Source organism: Aeromonas taiwanensis, from assembly GCF_000820165.1.
Classification (GTDB): domain Bacteria; phylum Pseudomonadota; class Gammaproteobacteria; order Enterobacterales; family Aeromonadaceae; genus Aeromonas; species Aeromonas taiwanensis.
This window is the reverse complement of record NZ_CDDD01000096.1, coordinates 18,671-45,096: the sequence shown is the minus strand read 5'-3', so window position 1 is coordinate 45,096 and position 26,426 is coordinate 18,671. Positions and strand designations below refer to the sequence as shown.

The 26,426-nt window shown below is 65.3% G+C and carries 24 protein-coding genes; 10 read left to right on the top strand and 14 right to left on the bottom strand.

Annotated elements, in window-relative coordinates:
* Positions 1-238 precede the first annotated feature (238 nt).
* Positions 239-1,165 (top strand): bifunctional helix-turn-helix transcriptional regulator/GNAT family N-acetyltransferase, encoded by a 927-nt coding sequence (locus BN1136_RS20015; RefSeq protein WP_043758048.1) that lies wholly within the window; start codon positions 239-241, stop codon positions 1,163-1,165.
* On the top strand, positions 1,162-1,623 hold the full coding sequence (locus BN1136_RS20625) for an acyltransferase (protein ID WP_043758045.1): 462 nt from the start codon (positions 1,162-1,164) through the stop codon (positions 1,621-1,623). Before BN1136_RS20015 ends, BN1136_RS20625 begins: the two co-directional genes overlap by 4 nt.
* Before the next feature lie 134 nt (positions 1,624-1,757).
* Here the strand turns inward: BN1136_RS20625 and BN1136_RS16575 are convergent, their stop codons facing one another.
* From BN1136_RS16575 to BN1136_RS16565, 3 genes are all read right to left on the bottom strand, one after another.
* The gene (locus BN1136_RS16575; protein WP_043758041.1) at positions 1,758-2,096 is read right to left on the bottom strand and encodes a nuclear transport factor 2 family protein; all 339 of its coding nucleotides are present in this window, start codon (positions 2,094-2,096) and stop codon (positions 1,758-1,760) included.
* Between the two features lie 169 nt (positions 2,097-2,265).
* Positions 2,266-3,855 carry a peptide chain release factor 3 gene (gene prfC, locus BN1136_RS16570; protein WP_152552594.1) on the bottom strand — a complete coding sequence of 530 codons (1,590 nt, stop codon included), beginning with the start codon at positions 3,853-3,855 and terminating at the stop codon, positions 2,266-2,268.
* Between the two features lie 248 nt (positions 3,856-4,103).
* Positions 4,104-5,978, bottom strand: a complete 1,875-nt coding sequence (locus tag BN1136_RS16565) for a GGDEF domain-containing protein (RefSeq protein ID WP_043758038.1) — start codon at positions 5,976-5,978, stop codon at positions 4,104-4,106.
* A gap of 197 nt (positions 5,979-6,175) precedes the next feature.
* Here BN1136_RS16565 and BN1136_RS16560 point away from each other — a divergent pair, with 197 nt between their 5' ends.
* The gene (locus BN1136_RS16560; protein ID WP_043758035.1) at positions 6,176-7,180 is read left to right on the top strand and encodes a sensor domain-containing diguanylate cyclase; all 1,005 of its coding nucleotides are present in this window, start codon (positions 6,176-6,178) and stop codon (positions 7,178-7,180) included.
* 6 nt (positions 7,181-7,186) lie between these two features.
* Here the strand turns inward: BN1136_RS16560 and BN1136_RS16555 are convergent, their stop codons facing one another.
* Positions 7,187-7,639, bottom strand: coding sequence for an Lrp/AsnC family transcriptional regulator (locus BN1136_RS16555; RefSeq protein WP_043758031.1), 453 nt, complete (start codon positions 7,637-7,639; stop codon positions 7,187-7,189).
* 137 nt (positions 7,640-7,776) lie between these two features.
* Between BN1136_RS16555 and BN1136_RS16550 the strand changes: the two genes are divergently transcribed.
* Positions 7,777-8,700 carry a DMT family transporter gene (locus BN1136_RS16550; RefSeq protein ID WP_043808930.1) on the top strand — a complete coding sequence of 308 codons (924 nt, stop codon included), beginning with the start codon at positions 7,777-7,779 and terminating at the stop codon, positions 8,698-8,700.
* On the opposite strand, the gene viaA is transcribed toward BN1136_RS16550, so the two are convergent.
* Entirely contained in the window at positions 8,647-10,101 is a 1,455-nt protein-coding gene (gene viaA / locus BN1136_RS16545; protein ID WP_043758029.1) for an ATPase RavA stimulator ViaA, read from the bottom strand. The two genes, BN1136_RS16550 and viaA, sit on opposite strands and share 54 nt — an antisense overlap.
* Positions 10,102-10,186: 85 nt before the next feature.
* Positions 10,187-11,794: an ATPase RavA domain-containing protein gene (locus BN1136_RS16540; protein WP_043758028.1), complete on the bottom strand. Its 1,608-nt coding sequence runs from the start codon at positions 11,792-11,794 to the stop codon at positions 10,187-10,189.
* Between the two features lie 214 nt (positions 11,795-12,008).
* On the opposite strand from BN1136_RS16540, the gene BN1136_RS16535 reads away from it, so the two are divergent.
* Positions 12,009-12,440, top strand: a complete 432-nt coding sequence (locus BN1136_RS16535; RefSeq protein WP_043758025.1) for a DNA polymerase III subunit psi — start codon at positions 12,009-12,011, stop codon at positions 12,438-12,440.
* Positions 12,441-12,515: 75 nt separating this feature from the next.
* Positions 12,516-12,977 (top strand): ribosomal protein S18-alanine N-acetyltransferase, encoded by a 462-nt coding sequence (gene rimI / locus BN1136_RS16530; RefSeq protein WP_043758024.1) that lies wholly within the window; start codon positions 12,516-12,518, stop codon positions 12,975-12,977.
* Between the two features lie 60 nt (positions 12,978-13,037).
* Here the strand turns inward: rimI and BN1136_RS16525 are convergent, their stop codons facing one another.
* Positions 13,038-13,580 carry a thioredoxin domain-containing protein gene (locus BN1136_RS16525; protein ID WP_043758022.1) on the bottom strand — a complete coding sequence of 181 codons (543 nt, stop codon included), beginning with the start codon at positions 13,578-13,580 and terminating at the stop codon, positions 13,038-13,040.
* Positions 13,581-13,760: 180 nt separating this feature from the next.
* On the opposite strand from BN1136_RS16525, the gene BN1136_RS16520 reads away from it, so the two are divergent.
* Complete coding sequence (locus tag BN1136_RS16520) at positions 13,761-15,551, top strand: AMP-dependent synthetase/ligase (protein ID WP_043758019.1); 1,791 nt, start codon at positions 13,761-13,763, stop codon at positions 15,549-15,551.
* 151 nt (positions 15,552-15,702) lie between these two features.
* Positions 15,703-16,434: a lipopolysaccharide kinase InaA family protein gene (locus BN1136_RS19520; RefSeq protein WP_052365656.1), complete on the top strand. Its 732-nt coding sequence runs from the start codon at positions 15,703-15,705 to the stop codon at positions 16,432-16,434.
* A 79-nt stretch (positions 16,435-16,513) separates the two neighbouring features.
* Here the strand turns inward: BN1136_RS19520 and BN1136_RS16510 are convergent, their stop codons facing one another.
* The 4 genes from BN1136_RS16510 to BN1136_RS16495 form a co-directional block, all read right to left on the bottom strand.
* On the bottom strand, positions 16,514-17,728 hold the full coding sequence (locus tag BN1136_RS16510) for an aldose 1-epimerase family protein (RefSeq protein ID WP_043758017.1): 1,215 nt from the start codon (positions 17,726-17,728) through the stop codon (positions 16,514-16,516).
* 229 nt (positions 17,729-17,957) lie between these two features.
* Positions 17,958-18,650, bottom strand: coding sequence for an aspartate/glutamate racemase family protein (locus tag BN1136_RS16505; RefSeq protein ID WP_043758014.1), 693 nt, complete (start codon positions 18,648-18,650; stop codon positions 17,958-17,960).
* Positions 18,651-18,767: 117 nt separating this feature from the next.
* Positions 18,768-19,358 (bottom strand): LysE family translocator, encoded by a 591-nt coding sequence (locus BN1136_RS16500; protein ID WP_043758011.1) that lies wholly within the window; start codon positions 19,356-19,358, stop codon positions 18,768-18,770.
* A 102-nt stretch (positions 19,359-19,460) separates the two neighbouring features.
* Entirely contained in the window at positions 19,461-20,057 is a 597-nt protein-coding gene (locus BN1136_RS16495; RefSeq protein WP_043758009.1) for a LysE family translocator, read from the bottom strand.
* 118 nt (positions 20,058-20,175) lie between these two features.
* On the opposite strand from BN1136_RS16495, the gene BN1136_RS16490 reads away from it, so the two are divergent.
* Positions 20,176-21,552, top strand: coding sequence for an aminotransferase-like domain-containing protein (locus BN1136_RS16490; protein WP_043758006.1), 1,377 nt, complete (start codon positions 20,176-20,178; stop codon positions 21,550-21,552).
* A 27-nt stretch (positions 21,553-21,579) separates the two neighbouring features.
* Positions 21,580-22,044, top strand: coding sequence for a hypothetical protein (locus tag BN1136_RS16485; RefSeq protein ID WP_043758001.1), 465 nt, complete (start codon positions 21,580-21,582; stop codon positions 22,042-22,044).
* A 103-nt stretch (positions 22,045-22,147) separates the two neighbouring features.
* Here the strand turns inward: BN1136_RS16485 and BN1136_RS16480 are convergent, their stop codons facing one another.
* The 3 genes from BN1136_RS16480 to BN1136_RS16470 all read right to left on the bottom strand — a co-directional run bounded on the left by BN1136_RS16480 (position 22,148) and on the right by BN1136_RS16470 (position 26,257).
* Positions 22,148-23,461, bottom strand: coding sequence for a sodium-dependent transporter (locus BN1136_RS16480; RefSeq protein WP_043757998.1), 1,314 nt, complete (start codon positions 23,459-23,461; stop codon positions 22,148-22,150).
* Between the two features lie 433 nt (positions 23,462-23,894).
* Positions 23,895-25,208, bottom strand: coding sequence for a sodium-dependent transporter (locus BN1136_RS16475; RefSeq protein ID WP_043757994.1), 1,314 nt, complete (start codon positions 25,206-25,208; stop codon positions 23,895-23,897).
* 209 nt (positions 25,209-25,417) lie between these two features.
* Positions 25,418-26,257, bottom strand: coding sequence for an isopenicillin N synthase family dioxygenase (locus BN1136_RS16470; RefSeq protein WP_043757990.1), 840 nt, complete (start codon positions 26,255-26,257; stop codon positions 25,418-25,420).
* Positions 26,258-26,426: the final 169 nt, after the last annotated feature.

Below are 26,426 nucleotides of genomic sequence, written 5' to 3'. Positions count from 1 at the left end.
CCGCAGCCGACACCTGGCTGGCTAAGCGGGTGTGGCGGGCAACGTCACTGACCAAGGATGGGATCCGCGCCCCGGCGCGGGTTTCCAATGTTTGGGCCCCCTCCCGGGCCCTTTTTTCTGCCCGTTTTTCTCCGCCCGTTCGCCCCCTTCTGCCCACCGAAAAAATAGTTGTCACAAACAACCAAAAGGCTATATTGGTTGCGCATCACAACCAACATCACCAGAAGGACACTCATCCATGGATCCCCGTCCCCTGCGCGCCCTGTCACGGGAATTGGTACGCGAACTCGGCATGCTCTCCCAACAGTGTGGCTCCCTGGCCCTCAGCCCCCTGGAAGCCCACCTGCTGATTGAGCTGGAAAACGGCCCCGCCACCAACCAGCAGTTGGCCGAGCGCCTTCGCATCGACAAATCCAACGCCAGCCGCCCCCTGGCCCGCCTCGCCGAGCGGGGGCTCATCGCCTGGCAGCCCCACCCCTCGGACGGGCGCAGCAAGGAGGCCACCCTCACCGAACAGGGCGCGGCACAGCTCGAGGAGCTGCACCGGCAGATGGACGAGACCATGGCGGGCGCCCTGGCCCAGCTCTCCCCCGCAGAGTGCGAGCAGATCTGGGAGGGGATGCGACTCTATCGCAGCGCCCTCTCCCGCGCCCGCCGTCAGCACGGCTACCTCATCCGCCCCATCCGGGCCGACGACGATCCCCGGATCGCCGCCGTGGTGCGCGCCGTCTCCGCCGAATACGGCCTCACCGCCGACAAGGGCTATGGGGTGGCGGATCCCAACCTCGACTTCCTCCACGAGACCTATCAGGGGGAGCGCAGCCGCTACTGGGTGATCGAGGGGCCTGACGGCAGCATTCTCGGCGGCGGCGGCATAGCGCCGCTGGCGGGGGCACCGGATGTGTGCGAGTTGCAGAAGATGTACTTCCTGCCCGCCCTGCGGGGGCTCGGGCTGGGGCGGCGCCTGGTGCTGCAGGCCCTGGCCGAGGCGCGCATCCTGGGTTATCAGCGCTGCTATCTGGAGACCACCGCCGTGCTACGCGAGGCCACCAGCCTCTACGAATCCCTGGGCTTCGAACACCTGCCGGGGCCCCTGGGCTGCACCGGTCACGACGCCTGCGAGATCTGCATGGTGCTGGCACTCGACGGGCAGGAGGCAATATGAATGAACCGACACGGCTCTCTGCCGGCATACGGGATGTCAGCTTCGGCGAACGGGTGAGGCTGGTTGAACCCGTCAATCTCTACGGCTGCACCCTGGCTGACGATGTCTTTGTCGGCCCCTTCGTGGAAATACAGTCGAACGTCTCCATCGGGCGTGCAACCCGCATCCAGTCCCACAGCTTCATCTGCGAGCATGTGACCATAGGGGAGCGCTGCTTCATCGGCCACGGCGTCATGTTTGCCAATGACCTCTTTCAAGGTGGCGCCCCCGACCCGGATCCCGCCAGCTGGGGCCGCACCCACATCGGGGACAATGTATCCATCGGTTCAAACGCCACCATTCTGCCGGTGCGGATCTGTCAGGGGGCCGTCATCGGTGCCGGCGCCGTGGTGACCCGGGACATCACTATCCCTGGCACCTATGCCGGCAACCCCGCCCGCTTGCTGCGCACCTTCTAGTCAGCGCGTCCTCTGTCCCTCATCCCAACCCCTTCTCCCGTTTATCTGACAAGGAGGGGGAAGGAGGCAAACAAGATCCCGCCCAGTTTCGGGCAGACACAGGATGTCTGCCCTCTCCCTTCGGGAGTGGACACTCAGGAGGGGAAATAGAACCAGGCGGTCTTGATAAGGCCCTCCTCCACCTCGAATACCGCCACGCTCTCGATGGGTTCCGGGGAGAGGCCATAAATCAGCTCGTGATCGAACACCTTGTTGCCGAGCAGGGTTCGGGTGATCAGCTCCGCCTTGAGTGTCGGGTTGTTGAAGCGATGCGAACCATAGAAGGCCCGCAGCGCCTCCCTGCCGACGAGGGAGGGGGTTTCGGTCGGCATGCGATAGCCTTTGAAATCCGTGGCAAAGCAGGCCACGAAGGCGTCGAGGTCGTGGGCATTGTAGGCGGCAAACTGCGCCTCTACGGGTTGGATGACGGACATGTTCCTCTCCATGAATGAAATTTAAATCACTTATCCTTTGTTTTTATTCACCCATCAACCCCCGGATGGGGATCGCCCCCCTTCCCAGAAAACGCCCCATAACAAAAAACCCCGCCGAAGCGGGGTCTCTCTTATTGCATCAGCCACCCGCTGGGCGCGGGCGGGGTGATCAGTGTTCGCGGGTCTGGCGGAACTGGACGTCGGCGTGACGCTCCTGGGCCAGGCGCAGGTTGACCATGGTCGGCGCGATGTAGGTGAGGTTGTCACCGCCATCCAGGGCCAGGTTGACCTCGTTCTTGCGCTTGAACTCTTCGAACTTCTTGACGTCTGTCCCTTCCACCCAGCGGGCGGTGGCGACGTTGACCGCCTCGTAGATGGCCTCGACGTTGTACTCGCTCTTAAGGCGCGAGACCACCACGTCGAACTGCAGCACACCGACCGCACCGACGATGAGATCGTTGCTGATGAGCGGACGGAACACCTGCACCGCGCCCTCTTCGGAGAGCTGCACCAGCCCCTTGAGCAGCTGTTTCTGCTTGAGGGGGTCGCGCAGGCGGATGCGGCGGAACAGTTCCGGTGCGAAGTTCGGGATGCCGGTGAACTTCAGATCCTCGCCCTGGGTGAAGGTGTCACCGATCTGGATGGTGCCATGGTTGTGCAGGCCGATGATGTCGCCGGCACAGGCCTCGACCGCCTGTTCACGGTCACCGGCCATGAAGGTCACGGCGTCGGAGATGTTCACGTCCTTGCCGATGCGCACGTGACGCATCTTCATGCCCTTGCTGTAAGTGCCTGACACGATGCGCATAAAGGCGATACGGTCACGGTGTTTCGGATCCATGTTCGCCTGGATCTTGAACACGAAGCCGGAGAACTTCTCCTCGGTCGCTACCACTTCACGGCTCTCGGCCTTGCGCGGCATGGGGGCCGGCGCCCAGTCGGTCAGGCCGTCCAGCATGTGATCGACACCGAAGTTGCCGAGTGCAGTCCCGAAGAAGACAGGGGTCATCTCGCCGGCGATGAAGGCGTCATGATCGAACTCGGGGGAGGCGCCCTGCACCAGCTCCAGCTCACCGCGCAGCTGGGCTGCCAGATCTTCGCCGATGGCGGCGTCCAGCTCGGGGTTGTTCAGCCCCTTGACCACCCGCTTCTCCTGGATGGTGTGGCCCTGACCGCTCTGATACAGATAGGTCTCGTCCTTGTAGAGGTGGTAGACACCCTTGAAGGACTTGCCGCAGCCGATGGGCCAGGTGATGGGGGCGCACATGATGTTGAGCTCACGCTCCACCTCGTCCATGACCTCCATGGGATCGCGCACTTCGCGGTCCAGCTTGTTCATGAAGGTGAGGATGGGAGTGTCCCGCAGCCGGGTCACTTCCATCAGCTTGCGGGTCCGGTCTTCAACACCCTTGGCGGCGTCGATGACCATCAGGCAGCAGTCGACTGCCGTGAGGGTACGGTAGGTATCTTCGGAGAAGTCCTCGTGACCCGGGGTATCGAGCAGGTTGACCAGGCAGTCGGCGTAGGGGAACTGCATCACGGAGGTGGTGATGGAGATACCGCGCTGCTTCTCCATCTCCATCCAGTCGGACTTGGCGTGCTGGCCCGAGCCACGGCCCTTGACGGTACCGGCGCGCTGAATGGCCTGTCCGAACAGCAGGACCTTTTCGGTGATGGTGGTTTTACCCGCATCCGGGTGCGAGATGATCGCAAAAGTGCGTCTCTTGGAGACTTCACTCAGAAATTCAGCTGACATAATTCGACGTTCTTCTATTGAGCGGCGGCACGGGCCACCGTGGGAATAAATGCGGGACAGCACCTCGGGATCAGGGCGCCCATGCAGGCAACAGCGCCACGCGGGCGGGTCAGGGACCGGCCGGTGGAAACAAGGAAGAGGGTTGCGTTACATGGGTCTTCTCGCCTGAGCCAAAGCAAAATTGCGCGGCATTATACCCGCGCGAGTGAAAAATACCCAGCCCGGCATCGACGGCGCCGGCCCGGGCGGGATCACGACGCCCTCATCACCCGGTTGCGGCCCGCCAGCTTGGCCTCGTACATGGCCTCATCGGCGCGGCGGATCAGTTCGCCCAGGTTGTCATCCTCGCGCTTGAACTCGGCGCAGCCGATGCTGATGCGGATGGCGTGATCCGCCGGCACCTCCTCGATGGCGAGACGGGCGACCTCCTGGCGGATCCGCTCCGCCACCTCGGCGGCCTCGTCGAGACGGGTGTCCGGCAGCAGCACCAGAAACTCCTCGCCGCCGTTGCGCCCCACCCTGTCCAGGCTGCGCAGCTGAGACTCGATGCACTGGGCCACGGCGGTCAGCACCCGGTCCCCGACGTGGTGGCCAAGAGTGTCATTGACCCGCTTGAAGTGATCGATGTCCAGCAGCAGCACGCACAGGGGCTTGCCCTCCTCCCGCGCCTGGATGAACCACTTGCGCCCCTTGGCCTGGATCTGGCGCCGGTTGTGGATGCCCGTCAACTCGTCCGTCATGGCGAGGCGCTGCATCTTGCGGGTGCGTCCACGCTGGTGCACCACCAGAATGCCCATCACCAGCAGCAGCAGGAACAACACCAGATATTGCCAGTAGCGCCGCTCCTGCAACTGCTTGAGCTTCTCGGCCTGCAACTGCTGGCTCGCTCTCAGGGTCTGGTTCTCCAGCTCCTTGCGGGAGAGATCGAACTCGAAGCGCATCTGCAGGGTGCGTTGCTCCCGCAGCCGCTGCTCGAGGGCATGACGGGTCTGGACGAAGCTCTTGAGGCTGGCTAGCGCCGCCTGGATGTGCCCCTGGCGCTCCAGCACCCGGGCACGCACCTCATGCACCCGGGCGAGAAAACGCAGGTTCTGCTCCCGGGTGAAGACGGGTTCCGCCTTCCCGAGGTGTTGCAGGGCCTCGGCCGGCTTGCCTTCGGCCTCCAGGGCCATGGCCATGACGATGTGCCAGTGGCCCAGGGTCACGCTATCGGCCCCTTCCCTCTGGTGCAGCAGAGCGGCGGCCTCTGCCAGCTTGGTCTTGGCCTGCGGTGTCTTGCCCTGCTTGAGCAGGATGGTGGCCATCTCGATCCGGGTCCAGGCCAGCATGGCCTCCTGCTGCTGCCCCAGGTAGTAGCGTTCCGCCTCCGCCATCAGGGGCAGCGCCTTGCCGTACTCTTCCGTCTCCATATAGAGGAGCCCCTGCTGGCTGTGGATGTCCACCAGATGCTCCTCGTCTTCGAGCTGCCGGTAGTCGTGCTCCAGATCCTTGAAGTAGCTCTCGGCCCGCTCGTAGAAGCCCATCCTGCGGTAGGTGTTGGCGATCCGGGTCAGCACCTCACGCCCCTTGGCCTCCAAGCCGAGGGACTCGTAGCGGCGGTGGGCATCGATGAGATCCATCAGCCCCTCGGCCAGCTCTCCCTGATAGGCGTACATCTCCCCCCGCAGGTTGAGGGTGTCGGCCCGCTGACGCTCATCCCCCAGCCGGCGGGCCAGGGTCAGGGCCGCGTCGTAATCCTCTCTGGCCTCGACCATGTTGCCGAGCAGCTGGCGGTGATAGCCGCGACAGGCGAGCAGGCCCGCCTCCGTGACCCTGTCCTTGCGGGCTCTGGCCTCGGCCAGCCCCTGCTCGGCAAATGCCACGGCGCGCCGGAAGTCGTCGTCCCGATCGCTCGGCTGGGCCCAGCACTGCAGACGAACGAGGCGCCCCTGCACCTCGGGCGGATATTGTGCTTCTGCGGCGGCCAGGGCGGCGACACGCTCGCGAAAGTGCTGGACGGGCAGCGACGAGTCTTCCAGCTGCTGCAATTCATGCAGCAGCTCGGGCCCGGAGAGCCCCGAGGGCTGCGCCAGGGCAGGGGTCATCCCCAGCCACAGCAGCAGGCTCAATCCCATCAGACTCTTCATGCAGATTCACTCCCCCCGTTCGCCGGCCAGGATGCCGCGTTCATCGCTCCAATCATATCCCTCCTGCCCCCCGGCCGCACAGTCGCCAGGGCATCGAGACCTTCATCGCCCACGAAACCTCCCCCGGCTATCTCCTTCTTTACAGAAGGAAAGTCTGCATCGACTATATAGGCTTTCAAACTGGGAAGGGATGGGGAATGACCTACGAGGAGCTGCGGGAGGCTTACGACAGGTTGTTGCTGGAGAACGAGCGCCTCAAGCGCATCGCCGACGACGCGCGGGAGAAGCTGGATGCCGCCATGGACGGCACCGGCCTGTGCATCTGGCAGAACCATGTGCCCACCGGCAAACTCATCATCTTCAACCGGCGCTGGGGCTCCATGCTCGGCTATCAGCCCAAGGAGCTGTCGGCCCACTTCGACGTCTGGCGCGAACACCTGCACCCGGAGGACAGGGAACAGGTGCTGCAGGCCTTCTTCGATCACCTGGCGGGCAAGAGCCCGTTTTATCAGGCGATGCACCGGATGATCGCCAAGGATGGCAAGACCACCTGGGTACTGGACCGGGGCCGGGTGGTGGAGCGGGATGAGCAGGGCAACCCCGTCCGGGTGATGGGCACCCACATCGACATCACCCACGAGAAGGAGTACGAGCAGCAGCTTGCCCAGCTCGCCCACCGGGATCCCCTCACCAACCTGCTCAACCGCACGGCCCTGCACCGCCAGTTCCCCGGCGAGCATCAGGCCATCTGCTTCATCGATCTGGACGACTTCAAGCTGGTCAACGACAACCTGGGTCACCGCGCCGGCGACGAACTGCTGATTGCCCTCGCCCAGCGCCTTCGCCACTGCTGCGGCGAGGAGGTGAGGCTCGGCCGGATCGGCGGGGACGAATTCGTGCTGTTGCTGCCCTGGCCGAGCGATGACCCCAGAACCAGTCACCTCGCCCGCCAGTGCATCGACGCCATCGCCACGCCATTCGAGCTGCCCAACGGTGACGCCTCGGTGGGGCTGAGCATGGGGATCGCCGCCATCCGGCCCCAGGACGACTTCAGCACGGCCCTGGCCCGGGCCGACCAGGCCATGTACCGGGTCAAGCGCGGCACCAAGCACGGCTTCCACATCGCCCACCCGAGCGGTCAGCCACTGCTGGATCAGGAACAGGTCAACGAGCGGGGTCTCTACCACAGGCCCAACACCTGAAGAGGGTCAAATGGGGAGCGGCCCCATCACCTTGACCGCGCGAATGGCGAAGTGGCTGCTGATGTCGTTGACCATGTCCTGGGACTGCAACCGCCGGATCCACTGCTCGTAGGCGGGCAGGTCGGACACCACCACCTCCAGCAGGTAGTCGTAGTTGCCGGAGACGGTGTGACAGCTGATCACCTCCGCCATGGCCGCCACCGCCTGCTCGAAGGCCTCCACCAGCGGCTCCCTGTGCTGACTGAGCCGCACGTTGACGAAGATGGTGATGCCAAGCCCGAGCTTCTCCCGCGCCAGCACGGCGCGATACCCCCGAATATGGCCCTCCCCCTCCAGCCGCTTCAGGCGCCGGGCACAGGGGGAGGCAGACAAGCCGACCTGCTCCGCCAGCTCCACGGTCGTGAGGCGCCCATCCTGTTGCAGCAAGCGCAGCAGATGTAAATCAATCCTGTCGAGCATCTTGGTGATATCCGGTAAAAATCCCTTTTGGATTGGCTGAAACTAGCAATTACACCCTGATTTCTCAAACAGTTTGCCCTGCAACACCCTCCCCCCTGGCGGGATAATGACCCGGGACACACCATGGAGGGAGCCCGATGTCATTCACACCATCACCCCGTTGCAGCGGCTGGGCCGCCGCCCTCGCCACCGTGCTGCTCTGGTCCGGTTTCTTTCTCTCCCTGCGCCTGGGCGCCGAGGAGAAGCTGCCGCCGCAGGCGCTGGCGCTGCTGCGCTTTGGCATCCCGGCCCTGCTGCTCCTCCCCTATTACTGGCGTCACCGCATCCGCCTGCGCCGCACGCCCCTGCGCTGGCAGCTGGCCATGCTGGCGGGGGCCGGCCTGCCCTTCTTCTGGCTCGGCGCCACCGGCATGCAGCTGGCCCCCGTGGCGCAGGGCAGCGCCCTGATCCCGGGCACTGTGCCCCTCATGGTCAGCCTGCTGGGTTTGCTGCTGTGGCGTGCCCCCTGCCCCGTGCAGCGGCGTTGGGGGCTCGTCCTCATCGCCCAGGCCACCGCCATCCTGTTGCTGGGCGGGAAACCGGGAATATGGCAGGGACAACTCTGCTTTCTGGGGGCGGCCCTGCTGTGGGCCCTGTTTACGCTGGCGGTCAGACGCAGCGGGCTGGCGGCGCTGGATGCCGCCGCGCTGGTGGCGGTGCCCTCGGCCCTGTTGCTGTTGCCGACACTCCTGTGGAGCCCCTTGCCCACCGTGAGCCATGCCAGCGTCTGGCTGTGGCAGGGCCTGCTGCAAGGGATAGGCGCCGGCTTGCTGGCGGCGCTCTGTTACGCCCATGCCATCCGCACTCTGGGCGCCGAGGTGAGCTCGGCGCTGGGCTCCCTCACGCCCGTGATGGCGGCCATGCTGGCCTGGTGGCTGCTGGGGGAAACCGTCACGCCGCCGGTGTGGCTGGCGCTTGGCCTCTTGTGTGTCGGGGTGGTGCTGGCCAGTCTGCCGGCACGGCGCGTGTCAGCTGCGCTGCCAGCGGCGCAGCAGGCGACCGCGCAGGCCGCAGTCGAGTAGCCAGCTGTTGTCGAACACCCGCAGGATGGCCGCCTTGGCGTGGCGGGACATGGCCACGGCGTGGAAGCGGGTCTGCTGCGCCCGCCGCTGGTTCATCCGCGCCAGCAGGTCGTGGGGCAGGCTCTGGGCGATGAAGTCGGAGACCACCAGCACATCGGCCTTGGCAAAGGTCGGCTGCTCCAGCTGGATCAGCGCCTGCTCGAGGCAAGGCACCAGATCGGTGCCGCCGTGGAAACTCATGGAGAGGAAGCGCTCCGCCTTCTCCAACCCGGTGTCGGCGGTGATCTCCAGGGTCGCCACCTCGGTGGAGAAGAGCATCAGATAGCAGCCGCGCTTCTCGTCCATCGCCACCTTGAGCAGCGCCAGGAACAGCGCCTTGGCGCACTCCTCGGGGTAACCCCCCATGGAGCCCGAGGTATCGACGCAGACGATGAAGGGGCCGCGGGGCTGCACCTCCTGCCCCCCCTGCTCGGGGGAGCGCAGCATCAGGCGCTGCCGCGGCAGGGTGCCCCTGGACTGGTAGCTCAGCAGGCGCCGCTCCAGATAGCGGCGATAGAACTCCAGCTCCAGCTCCGGCAGCGCCAGCATCACCGCCTCGCTCGGCAGCAACCGCATCAGATCGCTGGCCGGGTGCACCCCCACCAGATCGTCAGGCACGTCGTCGCTTTGCACCTCCTCCAGCTCATGGACGGGGATCGGCGGCTGCGTCCTGTCCTCGCTGCGCTGCTCCCGCTCGCTGCGCCCCAGCAGGGCGGCGATCTCCGCCAGCAGGGGCTCCTGCTGCAACATGCGGGCGTACTGTTTCACCAGCACCAGGCTGCGCTTGTGCCAGCTGCCCTGGGCCAGATCCCAGAGGCCGCCCGCCGAGATCTGGTGAGGATCCAGGGCATCGGCCAGGGTCCGGTTCGCCAGCAGCTGATCCTCTATCTCCTGGCGCTGCTTCTCCCGCTCTGCCTCGGCGATCTGCTGCTGCAACTGCAGCAGGCTGCCCACCAGGCTGGCGCGCCACTTCTCGATGAAGAGCTGGCGCAGGCTCTCGGTGGGCTGGGCCATTATCTGGCGCACCAGGCTGCGGGCGTCCCCGGCGAAGGGGCTGTGCTGCTCCAGGGCCTCCAGCAGGGTCGGCAGCCGCCCCACCAGCTCCGGCAGGGGCAACTGGCGATGCGCCTGATAGAGCAGGTACTCTCGCTCCAGGGCCACCGGCACCGGCTTGTGGCGCATCTCCTCACCGAGCTGCTCGCTCCAGCGCTGGATCCGCTTCTTCAGCAGCTTGCCCTGCAGGGGCGAGCGCTTGAGAAACTCGGATATCTTGGGGCTGGAGGCAAGCAAGAGCGCCATCTCTCCCGCCAGCTCCCCCTCTCCCATGAGGAGCCCCAGATCCATCATGCCTATCTCCAGCATCCGCACCTCCCGTTCAGGTGGCGCGCGGCGTCGCCGGGCCGCTCAACTTGCGGCATCCCGGTCCGGGCCATCGGCGACAGGCATCTCACCCGTCGAGACCCGGCAGGCGATCCCGCCACTGCTGCAACTCGGCCCCCAGGCGCTCCAGATCCCGGTTCAGCACGAAGAAGCTGTCCTCCACCTGCCGCAGCCAGTGCTCCCCCACGAACAGGTGGGGCTGGTGGCGCTCGAACAGGTTCCGCTGCCCCTTGAGGCTCTGCTGCACCCGGTTCACCCGGCTCGCCAGCTCCCCCAGTTCCGCCAGCCAGGGGCTCATCACCACCTCGGGGATGGGGGTCCGCTCCACCAGCATCAGGGGCACGGGCTGGCGCTGGATGTCCAGCACGTGCAGCCGCAGCTGCTCGTCCAGCACCAGCTCGTAGTGCCCCTCCTTGGGGTTGCCAAGCGGCCAGCCCACCAGCGCCTCCCCGGTGGGGTGCCAGTGGGAGAGCAGGGCGCGATCGAAGGTGAGGGTGCCGGTGAGGCGCTCCGGGTCGCTGCCATCCAGGGGCGCCGGGGTGAGCAGCTGGAAATGCACCAGCTTGCCGAACGGCCTGGCGTTGGCCAGCGGCAGCTCGGTGCCGCGGGCACGACGGCCGAACCACTGCTTGCGCTTGACCGCCTTGCAGCCGATGCGCTGGGCGACGGCCCCCTGCAACTGCTTGAACGCCTCGCGCAAGGAGAGCAGCTCCCGGGTCAGCGCCAGCTGCTGATAGCCGTAGAGGCGGGAAAACTCGCCGATCATCTCCAGCAGCGACGTGCGGGACGCCTCGTCGTGCCACAGGCAATCCTTGAACAGCAGCAGATCCAGCGGCGCCACCTCGTCGCGACCATTGAAGAAGGCGCTCGCCTTGATGAGCCGCACGGCCTTCTTCCAGCGCCGATCCGAGACATAGCAGCCGTGCCCGAGCTGGCTGTCGAGCTGCTGGCGCAGCTGGTAGATGAGCTCGAAGCAGGCGTCCGGCAGGCGCACCTGCTCTATCTCCTCCTGCCAGGCGTCGTACTCCTCCCCGCGGATCTGCACCGCCGGGATCAGGTTCTGATGGGACTGGCCATCGCTCGCCAGCATGGCCTGGAAATTGGATTTCTCCTGTACCCTGTCCATCCAGACCCGTACCAGCATGCGGTCATAGAGCGCCTCCAGCCCGCTGTCCGGGGCGGGCAGCTCGTTGGAGGCGGTGACCAGCAGCCGCATGGGGATGGGATGCTGGCTGTCGCCGTTGCGAAACTGTCGCTCGTTGATGGCGGTGAGCAGGGTGTTGAGGATGGCCGGGCCCGCCTTCCAGATCTCGTCGAGGAAGACCACCTCGGCCTCCGGCAGGTAGCCGCTGGTCAGTCTCAGGTACTTGCCGTCCTCCTTGAGTGCCTGGATGGAGAGGGGGCCGAACACCTCCTCCGGCGTGCTGAAGCGGGTCATCAGGTATTCGAAGTGGCGGGCATCCTGGAAGGCCAGCTTGAGACGCCGCGCGATCAGGCTCTTGGCGATGCCGGGGGGGCCCAGCAGGAAGACGCTCTCGCCACACAGGGCCGCCAGGAGGCCGAGCCGCAGGGCATCCTGGCGCTCGTACAACCCCTCTCCGAGGGCGGCCAGCAATCTGGGCAGACGCTCATGGATGGGGGTGGCACGAACAGTATTCTGGGCTAAAGGCGGCATAGGCACAGTTCCGAAGCTGGTATGGTCATAGGGATTCGGGGTCCGGCCTCTGGCCCCGTCCCGTCGTCATTGTCTGTCATCTCTGCCCCCGGCCGGCGTTCACCCACCATCGCCGCGAGGCGAAAAGGCAACGTCCGGGGTGCAGCAAAACCCGCGAGAGTGTACTCTGCGCATCAGAATTTACCCCAATGCAGATCAAGAGTGAGCCTTCGTCATGCAAGATCCCCTGCTGGACCCGCTGCGCCAGCGCATCCTGGCCCGTATGGGCATCGCCGTCTGGCAGCTGAGAGGCCAGGCCCTGCCGGGCCAGACGCCGGATCCGATGCAGGAAACCGAGCCGACGCAGGCAGAGACCGGGCATCCGCCGGTGGCGGCCGCGCTGCCCCCCGGCAGGCTCTGGCTGCAGGCCGACGCCCTGCCCGCCCCGCCCCTGCTCGGAGATATCTGCCGCTGGCTGGGTCTTGGCACGGACGAAGTCTCCCTGCTGACCAGTATCCCCGCGCTGCCCGAGGGGACGACGCCTCCCCTGATCTGGCTCACTGCGCCGGATGCCCGCTGGCCCGACGCCCTGATCTGCCCGCTCGCCCCGGACGCGGCGCACAAGCGCGCCCTATGGCAGCAGTGCCGGCATCGCCAGCCCGGTTGAACCGGGCCCCCTGACGCAACGACCATGGCACGGCCATGGTATCCCTCGCAAGTCCGAATCCCGCCCGGAGTAACCATGTCTGACCTCTCACCCAGCTTTCGCCCCCTGCTCGAATCCGATTTCGAGGCCATCTACCCCATAGAGCAGGCCGCCCATCGGGAGCCCTGGAGCCAGGCCAACCTGCTCTCCTGCTTCGGGCCCCGCTATCTCAACGGCCTGATGCTGGTGGGCAACCGCCCCGCCGGTTTCTATATCTCGGATCTGGTGGCGGGGGACAGCTCCCTGATGAACATCTGCGTGCACCCCGACTTCCAGGGCAAGGGGCTCGGCCGGGCGCTGCTTCGGGAGTACCTGGCCCGCAGCAAGGCCGGCAAGGCCGAGGCCTGGTTCCTCGAGGTCAGGGCCGGCAACCAGACCGCCATCAACCTCTACGAGAGCGAGGGGTTTGCCGAGTATTGCCGCCGCGCCGACTACTACGGCACCGGCCAGGATCGGGAAGATGCCGTGCTGATGTCCCGCCTGTTCGACTTCGGTTAAGAGCGCGGCATCTCAGGGTTTCGGCCACTGTTCATGGCCGGATCCCGTTATCCGCCCCCATCAGGGCAGAGGCGCATTGTCGATGGAGGGATCCTCCAGGCTGAGGGTCACCCTCATCACGGCGTCGAAGGCGGGTTCAGAGAGCGGCATGAAGAAGCCGCGACCATAGGTGACACCCGGCATCCAGATCTGTTCCAGATCCACCGCTATCTTGACGGGGCGCAGGGGCTCCCCGGGGCGCTGGACATAGATGCCCGGGGCCGTCGCCACCCTGGGGAAGCGGCGCAGGATATGTTCGCTGCCATCCCCCGCCTCCGGATTGAGCCGCACCTTGGCCAGCCCCGCCAGGGCGGACTGCATCTCGGGGGCGCGCCACAACAGCTTGTCGAGCGCCTTGCAGCGCCGACACTTGGCGCGTTCGATCACATAGAGCAGGGGATAGCCCTCGCTCAGGGCCAGGCGCTGCGCCTGCTCGTATCCCTCGGCCCCATTCAGCCAGGGATTCTCCTGCCCATCTCCCCCACCCAGCGCAAACCAGAGCGCGCCGGCCCCGGCCAGGAGCAGCAAGGCTCCGGTGAACAGACTCTTGATCCCGATGTTCATGGCTCGACTCCCTGAATGAATCCGCTCCCTGCCTTCATCATGCCTCACTCTCCCCAGATTGACGACTTTGTGATCCAGAACAAATGGCGAACACTTGTAAGCTGTAATAGTAGAGTTTAAACTCCAGCCCCGTTTTCAGTGCCCCTGCGGGCGCACAACTGTTACTTGAGGATGAGTGAGATGTCGCAGTTTCATCTGGTTAGAGTGATGCGCGAGCGTATTGCGCGCCTTGGCAACAAGGCAGCCTTGCGCGTCCAGCAGGATGGTCAATGGCGCGCCATCGGCTGGCGAACCCTGGGCCAGGCCATGGATTACTGCGCCCAGGGGCTGATCCGCGCCGGCCACCAGTCCGGCGAGATGGTCGGCATCTACGCCCGCAACATGCCGGAGTGGACCCAGGCCGATCTCGGCATCCTGGCCGCCCGCGGCGTCAGCGTGCCCATCTACCCCACCAGCACCCAGGATCAGCTGCGCTACATCGTCAAGGACGCCGGCATCAAGGTGCTGTTCGTGGGGGAACAGCCCCAGTTCGATCAGGCGCTGAGTCTGCTGCAAGCGGGCGAGATCGCCCAGATCGTCGCCCTGGACGGCACCGTCGATCTGCGCGGCTGCGCGGCGGCCAGCCATTTCCAGACCTTCCTCGTCTCCGGCAACCATCAGCCCAGCGAGCTGGTGCGTCAGGAGCGGGAGCAGAAGTACCGGATGGACGATCTGCTGACCCTGATCTACACCTCGGGCACCACGGGCGAGCCCAAGGGGGTCATGCTCGATTTCGCCAACATGGCCGCCTGCTTCGAGATGCACGATCGCCGCCTCGACCTGAATGAACAGGACGTGTCCCTCTGCATGCTGCCGCTCAGCCATGTGTTCGAGCGCGCCTGGACCTACTACGTGCTCTACTGCGGCGCCGAGAACGTCTACATCCGCGACCCGCAGAAGGTGATGGAGGTGATCGGCGAGGTGAAACCCACCGTGATGTGCGCCGTCCCCCGCCTCTACGAGAAGGCCTATGCCATGATCCAGGCGAAGGTCGCCGAGGCACCGCCCCTGCGCCGCGCCCTGTTCGGCTGGGCCACCCGGGTCGGCAAGCAGATGGTCGCCACCCGCCAGGCGGGCAAGACTGCCTCCCCCCTGCTCTACGGCCAGCTCTGGCTCGCCGAGCGCCTGGTATTTCGCAAGCTGCGCGCCCGCTTCGGCGGCCGCACCCGCTTCCTGCCGGTGGCCGGCGCCCGCCTCGCCGACGAGGTGAACCTCTTCTTCCAGGCCATGGGGCTCAACCTCAAGTACGGCTATGGCATGACAGAAACCACCGCCACCGTCTGCTGCTACGAGGACACCCGGTTCAAGCTGGGCTCCATCGGTACGGCCCTCGGCGGCATCGAGGTGAAACTCGGTGAGAACAACGAACTGCTGGTGCGCTCCCCGACCGTGATGCGCGGCTACTACAACAAGCCGCAAGCCACTGCCGAGGTGATGACCGAGGACGGCTTCCTGCGCACCGGCGATGCCGGCGAGCTGGACGGCCAGGGCAACATCTACTTCACCGAGCGCCTCAAGGAGCTGATGAAGACCTCCAACGGCAAGTACGTGGCCCCCCAGCTGGTGGAAGGGACGCTGGGCAAGGATCGCTTCATCGAACAGATCGCCATCGTCGCCGATGCCCGCCACTTCGTGTCGGCGCTCATCGTGCCCTGTTTCGAATCGCTGGAGGAGTACGCTCGCTCCATCAATCTGCAATACCAGTGCAAGACCGAGCTGCTGCGCCACTCCAGGGTGATGGAGTTCTTCGAGGCCCGCATCCAGGATCTGCAGAAGGAGCTGGCCAAGTTCGAGCAGGTGAAGAAGTTCACCCTGCTGCCGAGCGCCTTCTCCATGGAGCTCGGGGAGATCACCCCCACCATGAAGCTGCGCCGCAAGATCATCGAAGCCAAGTACCAGCGCGAGATCGAGGCCATGTACAGCCACGTCTGACACTGCCTCTGCACCGCCAACAAAGCCGCTCCATGAGCGGCTTTTTTGTTGCTCGTTCAGCGCCAGTCAGCCACGACACCGCACATTGGCACACCTGACAAGGAGCCTCCTTCGAGGAAGCGATGTATCACGCCATTCAACGCCCATTCCCATGAAGCTGACCAAGCTCGACCTGCACGGCAAGAAACACTACTACCTGCTGCTCCATGACCAGCTCGAGCTGGACCACTGGTCGCTGCAGCAGACCGACCAGACCCGCCGCCTGGAGCGCATCGCCAGCAGCCAGTTCTGGCTTCATCCCGCCAGCAACAGCCTGTGCAAGATAGTGCCCGACAAGTACCCGCGCTGGACTCTCGGCTGGTGGTGCCGGGACCAGTTCAGCAAGCGCCTGGTCGGTCATATCGACGCCCTGCGCGAGTGGCAGAGCAATCGCCGCCTGCGCAAGGCCGGGCTCCAGACCGTCCAGTGCAAGGCGGCCGGCATCGCCCTCAACCCGCTCAATCCCCACGCCTCCTTCCTGGCGGTGCACTACCTGGCGGAACACTGCTCCGGCGAGCACTACTTCGAGCAGGCCGACGAGGCGGCTCGCCTGGCCCTGCTACAACGGCTCGCCCGGGACATCTATCAGCTGGCGAGGCACGGCTACTACCACCGGGATCTGCATCTGGGCAACCTGATGCTCTCCCCTTCCGGCCACATCGTCTGGATCGACACCCATGTGCGCCGCCTGCCCGGCAACCGGGAGCGGCTGCGCAAGACAATCCTCGCCTCCCTTGAGCCCGGCAAGCTGTTCGGGCAGTGCTACCGGGATTACCTGCTGACCCAGCTGCGGCGCCTGGCGGGACTGCCTCAACCTTCCCTCATGAAGCCGGAAGCCCGCTGACCAGCCCGTGCTCCCGCCCCCAGGGGCAGGACAATGAAAAAGCCGCTCATGGAGCGGCTTGTGGCTGTCTGCCTGCGACTCAGGGCAACTTGACCAGGGGCTGCTCGCGCAGCTCGGTGGCCCGACCGCCCTGGATCTTCTCCACCCGGGCCAGGGCCTGCTTCACCTCGTCGGCATTTTGCAGCAGACGATAGGTCAGATCGAAGGTCTTGGTCTCCCCCGGCTGAATTTTGGGTACCAGCCCCAGCGGGCGCTGGTACTTGGTGCTGTAGGCATAGCTGGTGCCGGGCTCGATGCCGGTCACATAGCCCTGGGCCCGGGTGTCGGTGTTTTTCCAGAGGGTCAGCACAGGTAACTGTTTGGTGTTGTAGCCCACCGCCACCCCGGCGTTGCCGGCCTTGTTGTTCAGCACCGCCAGAGTATTGCCGTCGGCGTCGCTGTAGGGCACCAGGTTGAACACCATCTCGTCGAAGCCCTTGGTGGGCCCCAGATAGGTTTGCCAGCCCTTGAGTCCGGCCTTGGCATAGTCGTTGAACGGGGAGATCTGCTTCACCGGCGTGCTCACCCTGGCTCCCTCCTCCAGAATAGGAGCACCGAAGTTGCCGTGATAGATGATCTGGTACTCGTTCTCGTAGTCCGCGTGGTTGGTCAGCTTGTCCTGCAGGGCAAACTCCGCCTGGCCCGGCACTACGCTGAGCTGGGTCCAGGTGACCAGCTCGCTCATCTTGAAGGTACGCTCGTCCACCCGGCCCAGCACATGGATGGCATAGGGGGGCTCCTCGTCCACGGTCACGCTGACCACGGAGGCGGGTATGTTCTGCACCCGGCCGTGCAGGCTCTTGAGGCGGCCGTCGTCATCCACCCCGGGGTGACCCGTCCACTCATAGCCGCAGCGCACCAGCATCTCGTTGAAGCCGTCGAGCCAGCCGAGGCCGGCACGGCTCTCCAGATCGATGAAGGCGGGGTTGACCACCTCCTTGACCGGCGAATCCCAGCCGAGGCGCAGATCGGCCGCCTTGACCTCCTTGATCCCCATGCCACGGGTCGGTACCAGGGTGATCTTCATGACGCCGTTGTCGACGATGAGCAGATCCACCCCCTCCTGGCGGCCGCCATGCAGGCGCTTCTTCTCGATGGTGAAGGGGGTCGGGCTCTTGATCCCCAGCTTGTCGCTGGTGATCTTCCAGTCCCCCACGTCCAGTCCCTGCTGGGAGTCGGTCAGCAGGAATTCGGCGGCATGGCCTGCGGTGGTGCCCAGGGCGAGCAGCACGGCGATGGAGAGTTTCTTCAACATGGCTTTATCCTCGTGTCTCTTGTTTTTGTAGAAGCTGAATCGTTTCAGCGATCAAAAACTAGGCGTCTGACGCCCCGGACTCAAGAGACAAAAGGGGAAAATGTGAGCCGATTGACAATAAAAACGGCACTTGCCCTGCTGAAGTGAAGGCTGACTCACAGTTATGAAAGGAGGGAAAACCGGCGGGGCGCCGAGGGGGGACAGGCCCTCTCACCCCGCCCGCATCACATCAGGCAAGGGCCAGCGCCACTGCGGCCTCGGCGTGGATGGCGGTGGTGTCGTAGAGGGGCACGGCGGCCTCGCACTCCCCCACCAGCAGGGCTATCTCGGTGCACCCCAGGATCACCGCCTGGGCACCCGCCGCGGCCAGGGCGGCGATGATGGCCAGGTACTCGGCCCGGGACGACTCGCGAAGATCGCCGAGGCAGAGCTCGTCATAGATGATGCGGTGCACCCGCTCTCGCTCGGCCTCCTCTGGCACCAGCACCTCCAGCCCGAAGCGCTCCTGCAGCCGCCCCTTGTAGAAATCCTGCTCCATGGTGAAGCGGGTACCGAGCAGGCCGACCCTTTGTATCCCGTCCGCCTGCAGCTGACGCGCGGTGGCATCGGCGATGTGGAGCAGCGGGATGTCGATGGCGGCCTCGATCTCGGGCGCCACCTTGTGCATGGTGTTGGTGCCGATCAGCAGGAAATCGGCGCCGCCAGCCTGGATGGCCCTGGCCTCGGCCGCCAGCAGGCGGGCAGTGGCGGGCCAGTCACCGGCGTGCTGCAGCCGCTCTATCTCGGCGAAGTCGACGCTGGCAAGCAGCACCCGCGCCGAGTGCAGGCCGCCGAGGCGCGCTCGCACGCCCCGGTTGAGAGCCTGGTAATAGCTGACGGTGGACTCCCAGCTCATGCCACCCAGCAGACCGATACATTTCATGGGACCTCCTTGCCCCTCGGGGCACAGGGCAGTGCTCGCCTCATGGTGCACCGCCGACGGCATAAAAAAAGGCCCCGAAGGGCCAACAAGACAGCCGGTAAAGGCTCAGGCCGAGGCCTAAACCCAGATCATCAGCACGCAGGCCGCGGTGGCGAGCCCCATGCCCAGATTGAAACGACGCCAGCCCCTGGCGGTACGGATGAGACGGCGCACCTGGGCACCGAACAACACCCAGAAGGCGCCGGTATAGAGGCCGGTCACGAAGAAGATGCCGAGCACCCAGCCGGCAGACGGCCAGTAGGACTCCCCCGCCAGGGTGAAGCCGCTGATGGCGGAGAGCGCCATCATCCAGGCCTTGGGGTTGAGCAGCTGCAGCATGGCCCCCTGATGGGCCGGGATGAGCGGCCGGTTGCCCTCCGCCGGGCCACTGGCGTTGGCCACCTTCCAGGCCAGCCAGAGCAGGTAGGCCGAGCCCACCAGCTTGAGGCCGTCATGCAGCAGCGGCACCTGCTCGAACACCACTCCGAGCCCCAGGGCCGTGGCCAGGATCATCAGGTTGATGCCTCCCACCACCCCCACCAGCAGGGGCACGCTGCGGCGAAATCCCTGGGCGGCCCCGGCACTGGTGAGCAGCATGTTGTTGGGGCCCGGCGTGCCACAGGTGATGAGGGCAAAGCCTGCCAGGGGAAGCAACCAGTTCAGATCCATCTCAACCTCTTTCAGATACGGCAAGCCTCCTAATATGCAGAGCCGGCGCCCTGACGACAAGGCCGGCAATGCATTTTCTTTGCATGAATAGTCAGGCAGGCATCAATACCAGAGCATCACCACACAGAGGGCGGTGAGCGCCCCCAGGCTGCCATTGAGCCGGCGCCACCCCTTGTCCGAGTTGATCCAGCGGCTGAGCTGATGACCGAACACCACCCAGGCAAAGCAGACCGGCAATCCCGCCATGGGGAAGACGGCCATGATGCCCCACATGCTGGGCCAGTAGTCACTCCCCGGCAGACTGAACAGACTGATGGCGGAGATCCCCATCATCCAGGCCTTGGGATTGAGGAACTGGAACCCCAGCCCCTCCAGCAGGGTCAGCGGGCGGGCACGGCTGGCCGGATCACCGGGAGCCCCGGCCACGGCGATGCGCCAGGCCAGCCAGAGCAGATAGAGGCTGCCCAGCACCTGCAGGCTGAGCTTGAGCAGGGGCCAGCGCTCGAACAACGGATAGAAGCCCAGCGCCAGCACCAGTTGCAGCACGGGCTGGCCCACGGCCACCCCGATGAGGTGGGGCAGGGTGCGGCGCACCCCGAAGTTCGCGCCGGACGCGGTCAGCATGAGATTGTTGGGGCCTGGTGTGCCGCAGGTGAGCAGAGCAAAGCCAAACAGGGTGGCATACCATTCGATCGTCATCTTCTTGTACTCCTGAATCGCCACATTGTATCGATACAATGTGCCGTACTTGATTGTTATTCGGTCTGAATTCACGCTATATTGCCGATACACTTCGATCAATGGATTTATTGTCACCATGACAATCTGGACTCCGGACCTCACCCCCTTCGCCGGCCCCCTCTACCTCAAGCTGGTGAAGGCCATCGAGCAGGCCATTCAGGACGGCACCCTGCCGCCCGAGACTCGACTGCCCACCCACAGGGCGCTGGCGGACAAGCTGGGGGTCACCGTCGGCACCGTCACCCGCGCCTATGGCGAGGCGGAGCGGCGCGGCCTGCTGGCCGCCCGGGTGGGGCACGGCACCTGGGTCAAGGGAGAGAGCGAGGATCCGGCCAACGCCTGGGTGATCCGCAAGGAGGAGGGGCACCGCATCGAGCTGTGGCAGAACCTGCCGGTGCAGCTGGACCGGGCCGCCATCATCCGCCCCATGCTGGCGGAAGTGGCGGACGGGGATCTCAACGCCCTGCTCGGCTACGACAAGGAGGCGGGCCAGCCCGCCCAGCGCCAGCTGTTCATCGACTGGCTGGCCGAGCAGGGGGTGGCGGGCCGCGAGGAGTACCTGCTGTTCAGTCACGGTGCCCAGCACGGCATCATGCTGGCCCTGCTGGCCACCGGCTGCGTGGGGGAGACCCTCTTCTGCGAGGGGCTCAGCTACCCCGGCATGCTGGGCAATGCGCGCCAGCTGAAGAACCAGGTGGTGGGGCTGGCGATGGACGAGGAGGGACTGTTGCCCGAGGCGCTGGAGGCGGCCTGCCGCACCCGTCGCGCCAAGCTGCTCTACCTGACCCCCACCCTGCAGAACCCCACCACCGCCACCATGAGCCGGGCGCGGCGGGAGGCCATCGTCGCCATCGCCCGTCGCCACGACCTGCTCATCATCGAGGATGACGTCAACGGCCTGCTGCCCCAGCAGCCGGTGACGCCCCTGGTCAACCTGGCGCCGGAGCGGGTCATCTACCTCGGCAGCCTGGCCAAGATCGCCTGCGGCGGTCTGCGGGTCGGCTTCGTGCTGACCCCGCCCCACTTGCGCGGCGCCTTCGCCCAGGCGATGCGACTGTCGAGCTGGATGGTGAGCCCGCTCCTCATCGAGCTGGCCTGCAAGCTGGTGAGCCAGCGCCAGATCATGCCATTGGTCGAGCAGCAGCGGCAGATCCTGGCACGTCGCGGCGAGCTGCTACGCCATCTCTTGCCGGGAGCCCGCTGGCAGGCGGGCTCCATGCACGCCTGGTTGCCGCTGCCGGAGCCCTGGCGCAGCCAGGAGTTCGCCGAGGCCGCCAACACCCTTGACGTCGGGGTGGCGAGCGGAGAACACTTCGCCGCCGGCCAGTTCGCCGCCCCCCAGGGGGTGCGCCTGAGCCTGAGCCAGCCCGCCACCGACGCCCGCGTCGCGGAAGGGCTGGAGCGGCTCGCCAGCCTGCTGCGCGCCACGCCGCCCACCAATCCCCTGCTATAGTCATCGACCCGGCCCCAAGGAGTGAACATGTCTGCCATCCGCCCCGCCCTGCTGCTTGTCACCCTGTTGCTGGGAGGCTGCGCCTCCCCCGCCCATCAACAGCTGGGAGCAGCCCTGAGCGGTCTGGAGGGGGAGCTGACGCGGCTGGAGGAGGAGCTGGCGGCCATGAACGGGCTGCACTACCAGAAAGCCATAGATGCGCCTGTGACCCTGCGCCGCCACCTCCAGGCCCCCGCCCCGACGGCGGAAGGGCTGGTGCCCGTGCAGAGCCGGCTGCAGGACGGCCCCCTGCTGCGCTACGACTACCGCCTGCCGGCCGGCATGACCAGCCTGCCCCTCGACGAGCCCTGCCTGCGCTACGAGTTCGAGCTGCGCCACCTCGGTCGCCTCGGTCAGCTAGAGCTCGCCTGGCAGGGAGAGGACCAGCCGGGCAGCCGCCTCATCCTGCAGCGCGACTGCCCCTTCTCCGCCAGGGGCCCTGGCCTGCAATAACCCGCCAGAACAGAAGAGGGGTTGGCCCAGGCCAACCCCTCTTGTCTATCTGAATAAGCAACACACCGCGCAAGGGACAAGGTCTCCGTTATGCGGCCCCGGATCACAGCAGACCGCGCACCAGGATCCCGGCGATCAGCAGCGGCGCCACCAGACGCCAGCACCAGAGCAGGGCCAGGCGCAGCCCCGGCGAGAGATCCGCCGGCACCATGCTGTCCCCGAGCCGCCAGCCCAGCAGCAGGGTCAACACTAGGCCGAACATCGGCATCATCAGGTTGGAGGTGAGGTAGTCCAGCAGATCGAACAGGGTCTTGCCGAACAGGGTGTACTCGGCCCAGGGGCCGAACGACAGACTGACCGGGATGCCACAGGCCATGATCAGCAGGGTCAGCACCCGGCAGGCACTGCGGCGCGACCAGCCCCACTCCTCGGTGGTGAAGCGCACCAGGTGCTCCAGCATGGAGATGGAGGAGGAGAGCGCCGCCACCAGCAGCAACAGGAAGAAGACCACCGCCAGCCCCTGCCCGAACGGCAGGTGGTTGAACACCGCCGGCATGGTCATGAAGGTGAGGCCGGGGCCGGCGGTCGGATCGATGCCGGTGGAGGCGAGCACCGGGAAGATCATCAGCCCCGCCAATACAGAGATGAGGCTCGCCAGCGTCACCACCCAGACCCCGGAGCGCAGCACGCCCTCACTGTTCGGCAGGTAGGCGCCGTAGGTGGTGTGTACCCCCAGGCCAATGGAGAGGGAGAAGAAGGCCAGCCCCAGGGCATCGAGCACCCCCTGGCCGGTGAGCTGGCTGAAGTCGGGCAGCAGGAACTGGCGCACCCCGGCCATGGCCCCCGGCATGGAGAGACCGGTCACCACCAGCAGCAGCATCATCACGAACAGGGCCGGCATCATCCAGCGCAGCGCCCGCTCCACCCCCTTCTGCAGGCCCCCCTGCACGAACCACCAGGTGAGCCCGGCGAAGATGAGGTGGGTGATGGCCGGCCAGAGGGGATCGCTCACGTAACCGGTAAAGAGCGCGGTGAGGGCGCTCGCCTCACCGAGGTTGAGCTCGCCACCGATGGCCAGGGCCGCGTACCCCACGGTCCAGCCCCCCACCACGCTGTAGAAGCTGTAGATGAAGAAGCCGCACAGGATCCCCATGTAACCCATCCAGCGCCAGTTCGGCCCTACCAGCTTGTGGAAGGCGCCAAGCACCCCGCGCTGGCTGCGGCTGCCGAGCAGGGTCTCCCCCACCAGCACCGCCACCCCCAGAGTGAAGCTGAACAGCAGAAACACCAGCAGGAAGGCACCACCGCCATTGGTGGCGGTCACATAGGGAAACTTCCAGATGGCGCCAAGACCGATCGCCGAGCCGGCGGCAGCCAGCACATGACCGAGACGGGAAGACCACTGAACCTGGCTCATACAACCTCCGGGCAAGACAACATCACATCGATACTCCATGGGTAGACGCGCTCTGCGTCACAACAAAAAAGGCCGCCTGGCGGCGACCTTTGCAATGGGCATTCAGACAAACGGCACGTGCAAGGTCACCTCTCTTGCGAGCGTAAAAATCGGCCAAAGAGGGCGATGAGGGGTGACATGATACGCGCCGCCTGCACGGGAAAAGGGGCCACAGCCTAAACCATGGCAAGAGAAGTTGACAGTTATTCGTCAATAAAGGCACTAAAAATGGAATATAAAAACAAAAAACAAAGATATTCCTGACGAATACTTCGAATATTCTCTATTTTACAGACTTTTATATAGTGTCAATCCCGCAGGAGACATGCCCGGTCTGGCGCAATCCCCCGGAGATGCCCTGATGGCGGGCTCCGGGCCCGCCACTTGCCCAGCCTTACACCAGCCCGCGCACCAGGATGCCGCCGATGAGCAGGGGGGCCAGCCAGCGCCAGCAGCCCATCAGCAGAGTCCGCCAGTGCGGTGCCAGCCCGGCGGGCAGCGCCCGGCGACCGAGCTGCCAGCCCAGCAGCAGCGTCAGGGCCAGCCCGAACAGCGGCATCATCAGATTGGAGGTGATGAAATCCAGCAGCTCGAAGATGTTCTTGCCAAACAGGGTCAGGGTGGCCCAGGGACCGAACGACAGACTGACCGGGATGCCGCCCGCCATCACCAGGGCGATGACGAAGGTGCATGCCGCACGGCGCGACCAGCCCAGGCTCTCGCACAGGAAGCACTGCAAATGCTCCAGCAGGGAGATGGAGGAGGAGAGTGCCGCCACCACCAGCAGGGAGAAGAACACCACCGCCAGCCCCTGGCCGAAGGGCAGTTGCTGGAACACCGCCGGCATGGTCATGAAGGTGAGGCCCGGACCCGAGGCGGGATCGATGCCGGTCGCCGCCAGTACCGGGAAGATCATCAGCCCCGCCAGCACGGCGATGACGCTCGCCAGCAACACCACCCAAAGGCTGGAGCGGCCGACCCCCTCGCTGGAGGGCAGGTAGGCGCCGTAGGTGGTGTGGATGCCAAGACCGATGGAGAGGGAGAAGAAGGCCAGCCCCATGGCGTCCAGCACACCTGACATGCCGAGCTTGCTGAAGTCGGGCATCAGGAAGTGGCGCACCCCGGCCATGGCGTTGGGCAGGGTGAGGCCGAACGCCACCAGCAGCAGGATCATGATGAAGAGGGCCGGCATCATCCAGCGCAGGGTGCGCTCCACCCCTTGCTGCACGCCGCCCCGCACGAACCACCAGGTCAATCCGGCAAACAGCAGGTGGGTCAGCACAGGCCAGAGGGGATCACCGACGTAGTCGTTGAAACGGGCGGTCAGTGCCGCGCCGTCGCCGTGCTGCAGCTCGCCCGCCAGGGCCATGCCCGTGTATCCCAGGGTCCAGCCCCCCACCACGCTGTAGAAACAGAAGATGAGCAGGCTGCACAGCAAGCCCATGGCGCCGACCCAGCGCCAGCGCGTGCCCATCAGTTCGCCAAAGGCCCCCACCACCCCGCGCCGGGTCAGGCTGCCGATCAGGGTCTCCCCCATCAGTACCGCTACCCCCAGGGTAAAGCTGAACAGCAGAAAGACCAGCAGGAAGGCGCCGCCACCGTTGGCGGCGGTCACATAGGGGAACTTCCAGATGGCGCCGAGACCGACCGCGGAACCTGCGGCGGCCAGGATGTAACCGAGCCGGGATGACCATTGGGACTGCTTCATAAGAACTCCACGCGAGGGGCCTGCCAGCGAGGCCCGAAATGGCGCTCAGAGTACGCCCGCGGGCACGCAATCACTCGGCGTATATCCGATATAAAACTCATTTCTTGGCATCATTAACCAATAAAATTCGGATAAACCACCAATCGTGCCACAAAATAAAAACCGGAGCGGGGATGCTCCGGTTTGTTGTCTGCCTGGGTCTGGCGGGATTAGATGACCCCCAGCTCCCGCAACCGCTCCATCAGATAGCTGTGGGCGGTGTGGCGCTCCGAGAGCACCACATCCGGACGGGGGTGCAGGAAGAGCGGCAGGGAGATGCGCGACTTGGCGGCACTGCCCCCGGTCGGGTTGATGACGCGGTGGGTGGTGGAGGGGTAGTAGCCGCGGGAGGCCTCCTGCAGCATGTCACCGATGTTGATGATGAGGGTGCCAAAATCGCAGGGCACATCCATCCACTCGCCATCGGACCCCTTCACCTGCAGGCCAGGTTCGTTGGCGGCGGGCAGAATGGTCAGCAGGTTGATGTCTTCGTGGGCGGCGGCGCGGATGGCACCCGGCTCCTCGGTACCGTCGAACGGCGGGTAGTGCAGCACCCGCAGCAGGGTCTTCTGACTCTCTTCAATCATGGAAGAGAGCGGGCAGCTGTAGTGGGCGGCGATGTCGCCCGGGGTGTACTGCTCCACCCAGCCCAGCAGCTCGGCGGCCAGACCGTTGGCGAGGCGGTAGTACTCCATCGCCTGCGCCTTCAGCTCTTCCGGCATCTGGCCCCAGGGGTAGATGTGGAAGTACTCCTTGATGTCCTTCTGGCTATGACCCTTGGCCACCTCGGACACCGAGGGCGGGAAGTAGCCGTCCTGGGTCTCGCGGTTGAACAGGAAATCCTGCTTCTGCTCGCTCATGAAGAAGCGATACCAGTTGTCATAGATGGACTGCACGAGTTCTTTCGGGATGGGGTGATTGGTCAGCACCCCGAACCCCGTGGTCCGCAGGGATTCGGTGAAACGCTCGGCCGCGTCGGGGGAGCGGTAATCGACGGTCAGGACTTTCATTGTTTTTTTGTTACATGCCAGTTAAAAGTAGGCGCAGTTTACCCTGCCTCCCCCGGCAAGAAAAGGTTGCCGACAGTCCATTCGCAACGGTTTGAAAATACTGACAAAAACATCATGACACCGCCTGGCAGCCCGCCCCTTGTCCCGGGCAGGCCTCCTCTTCTAGAAT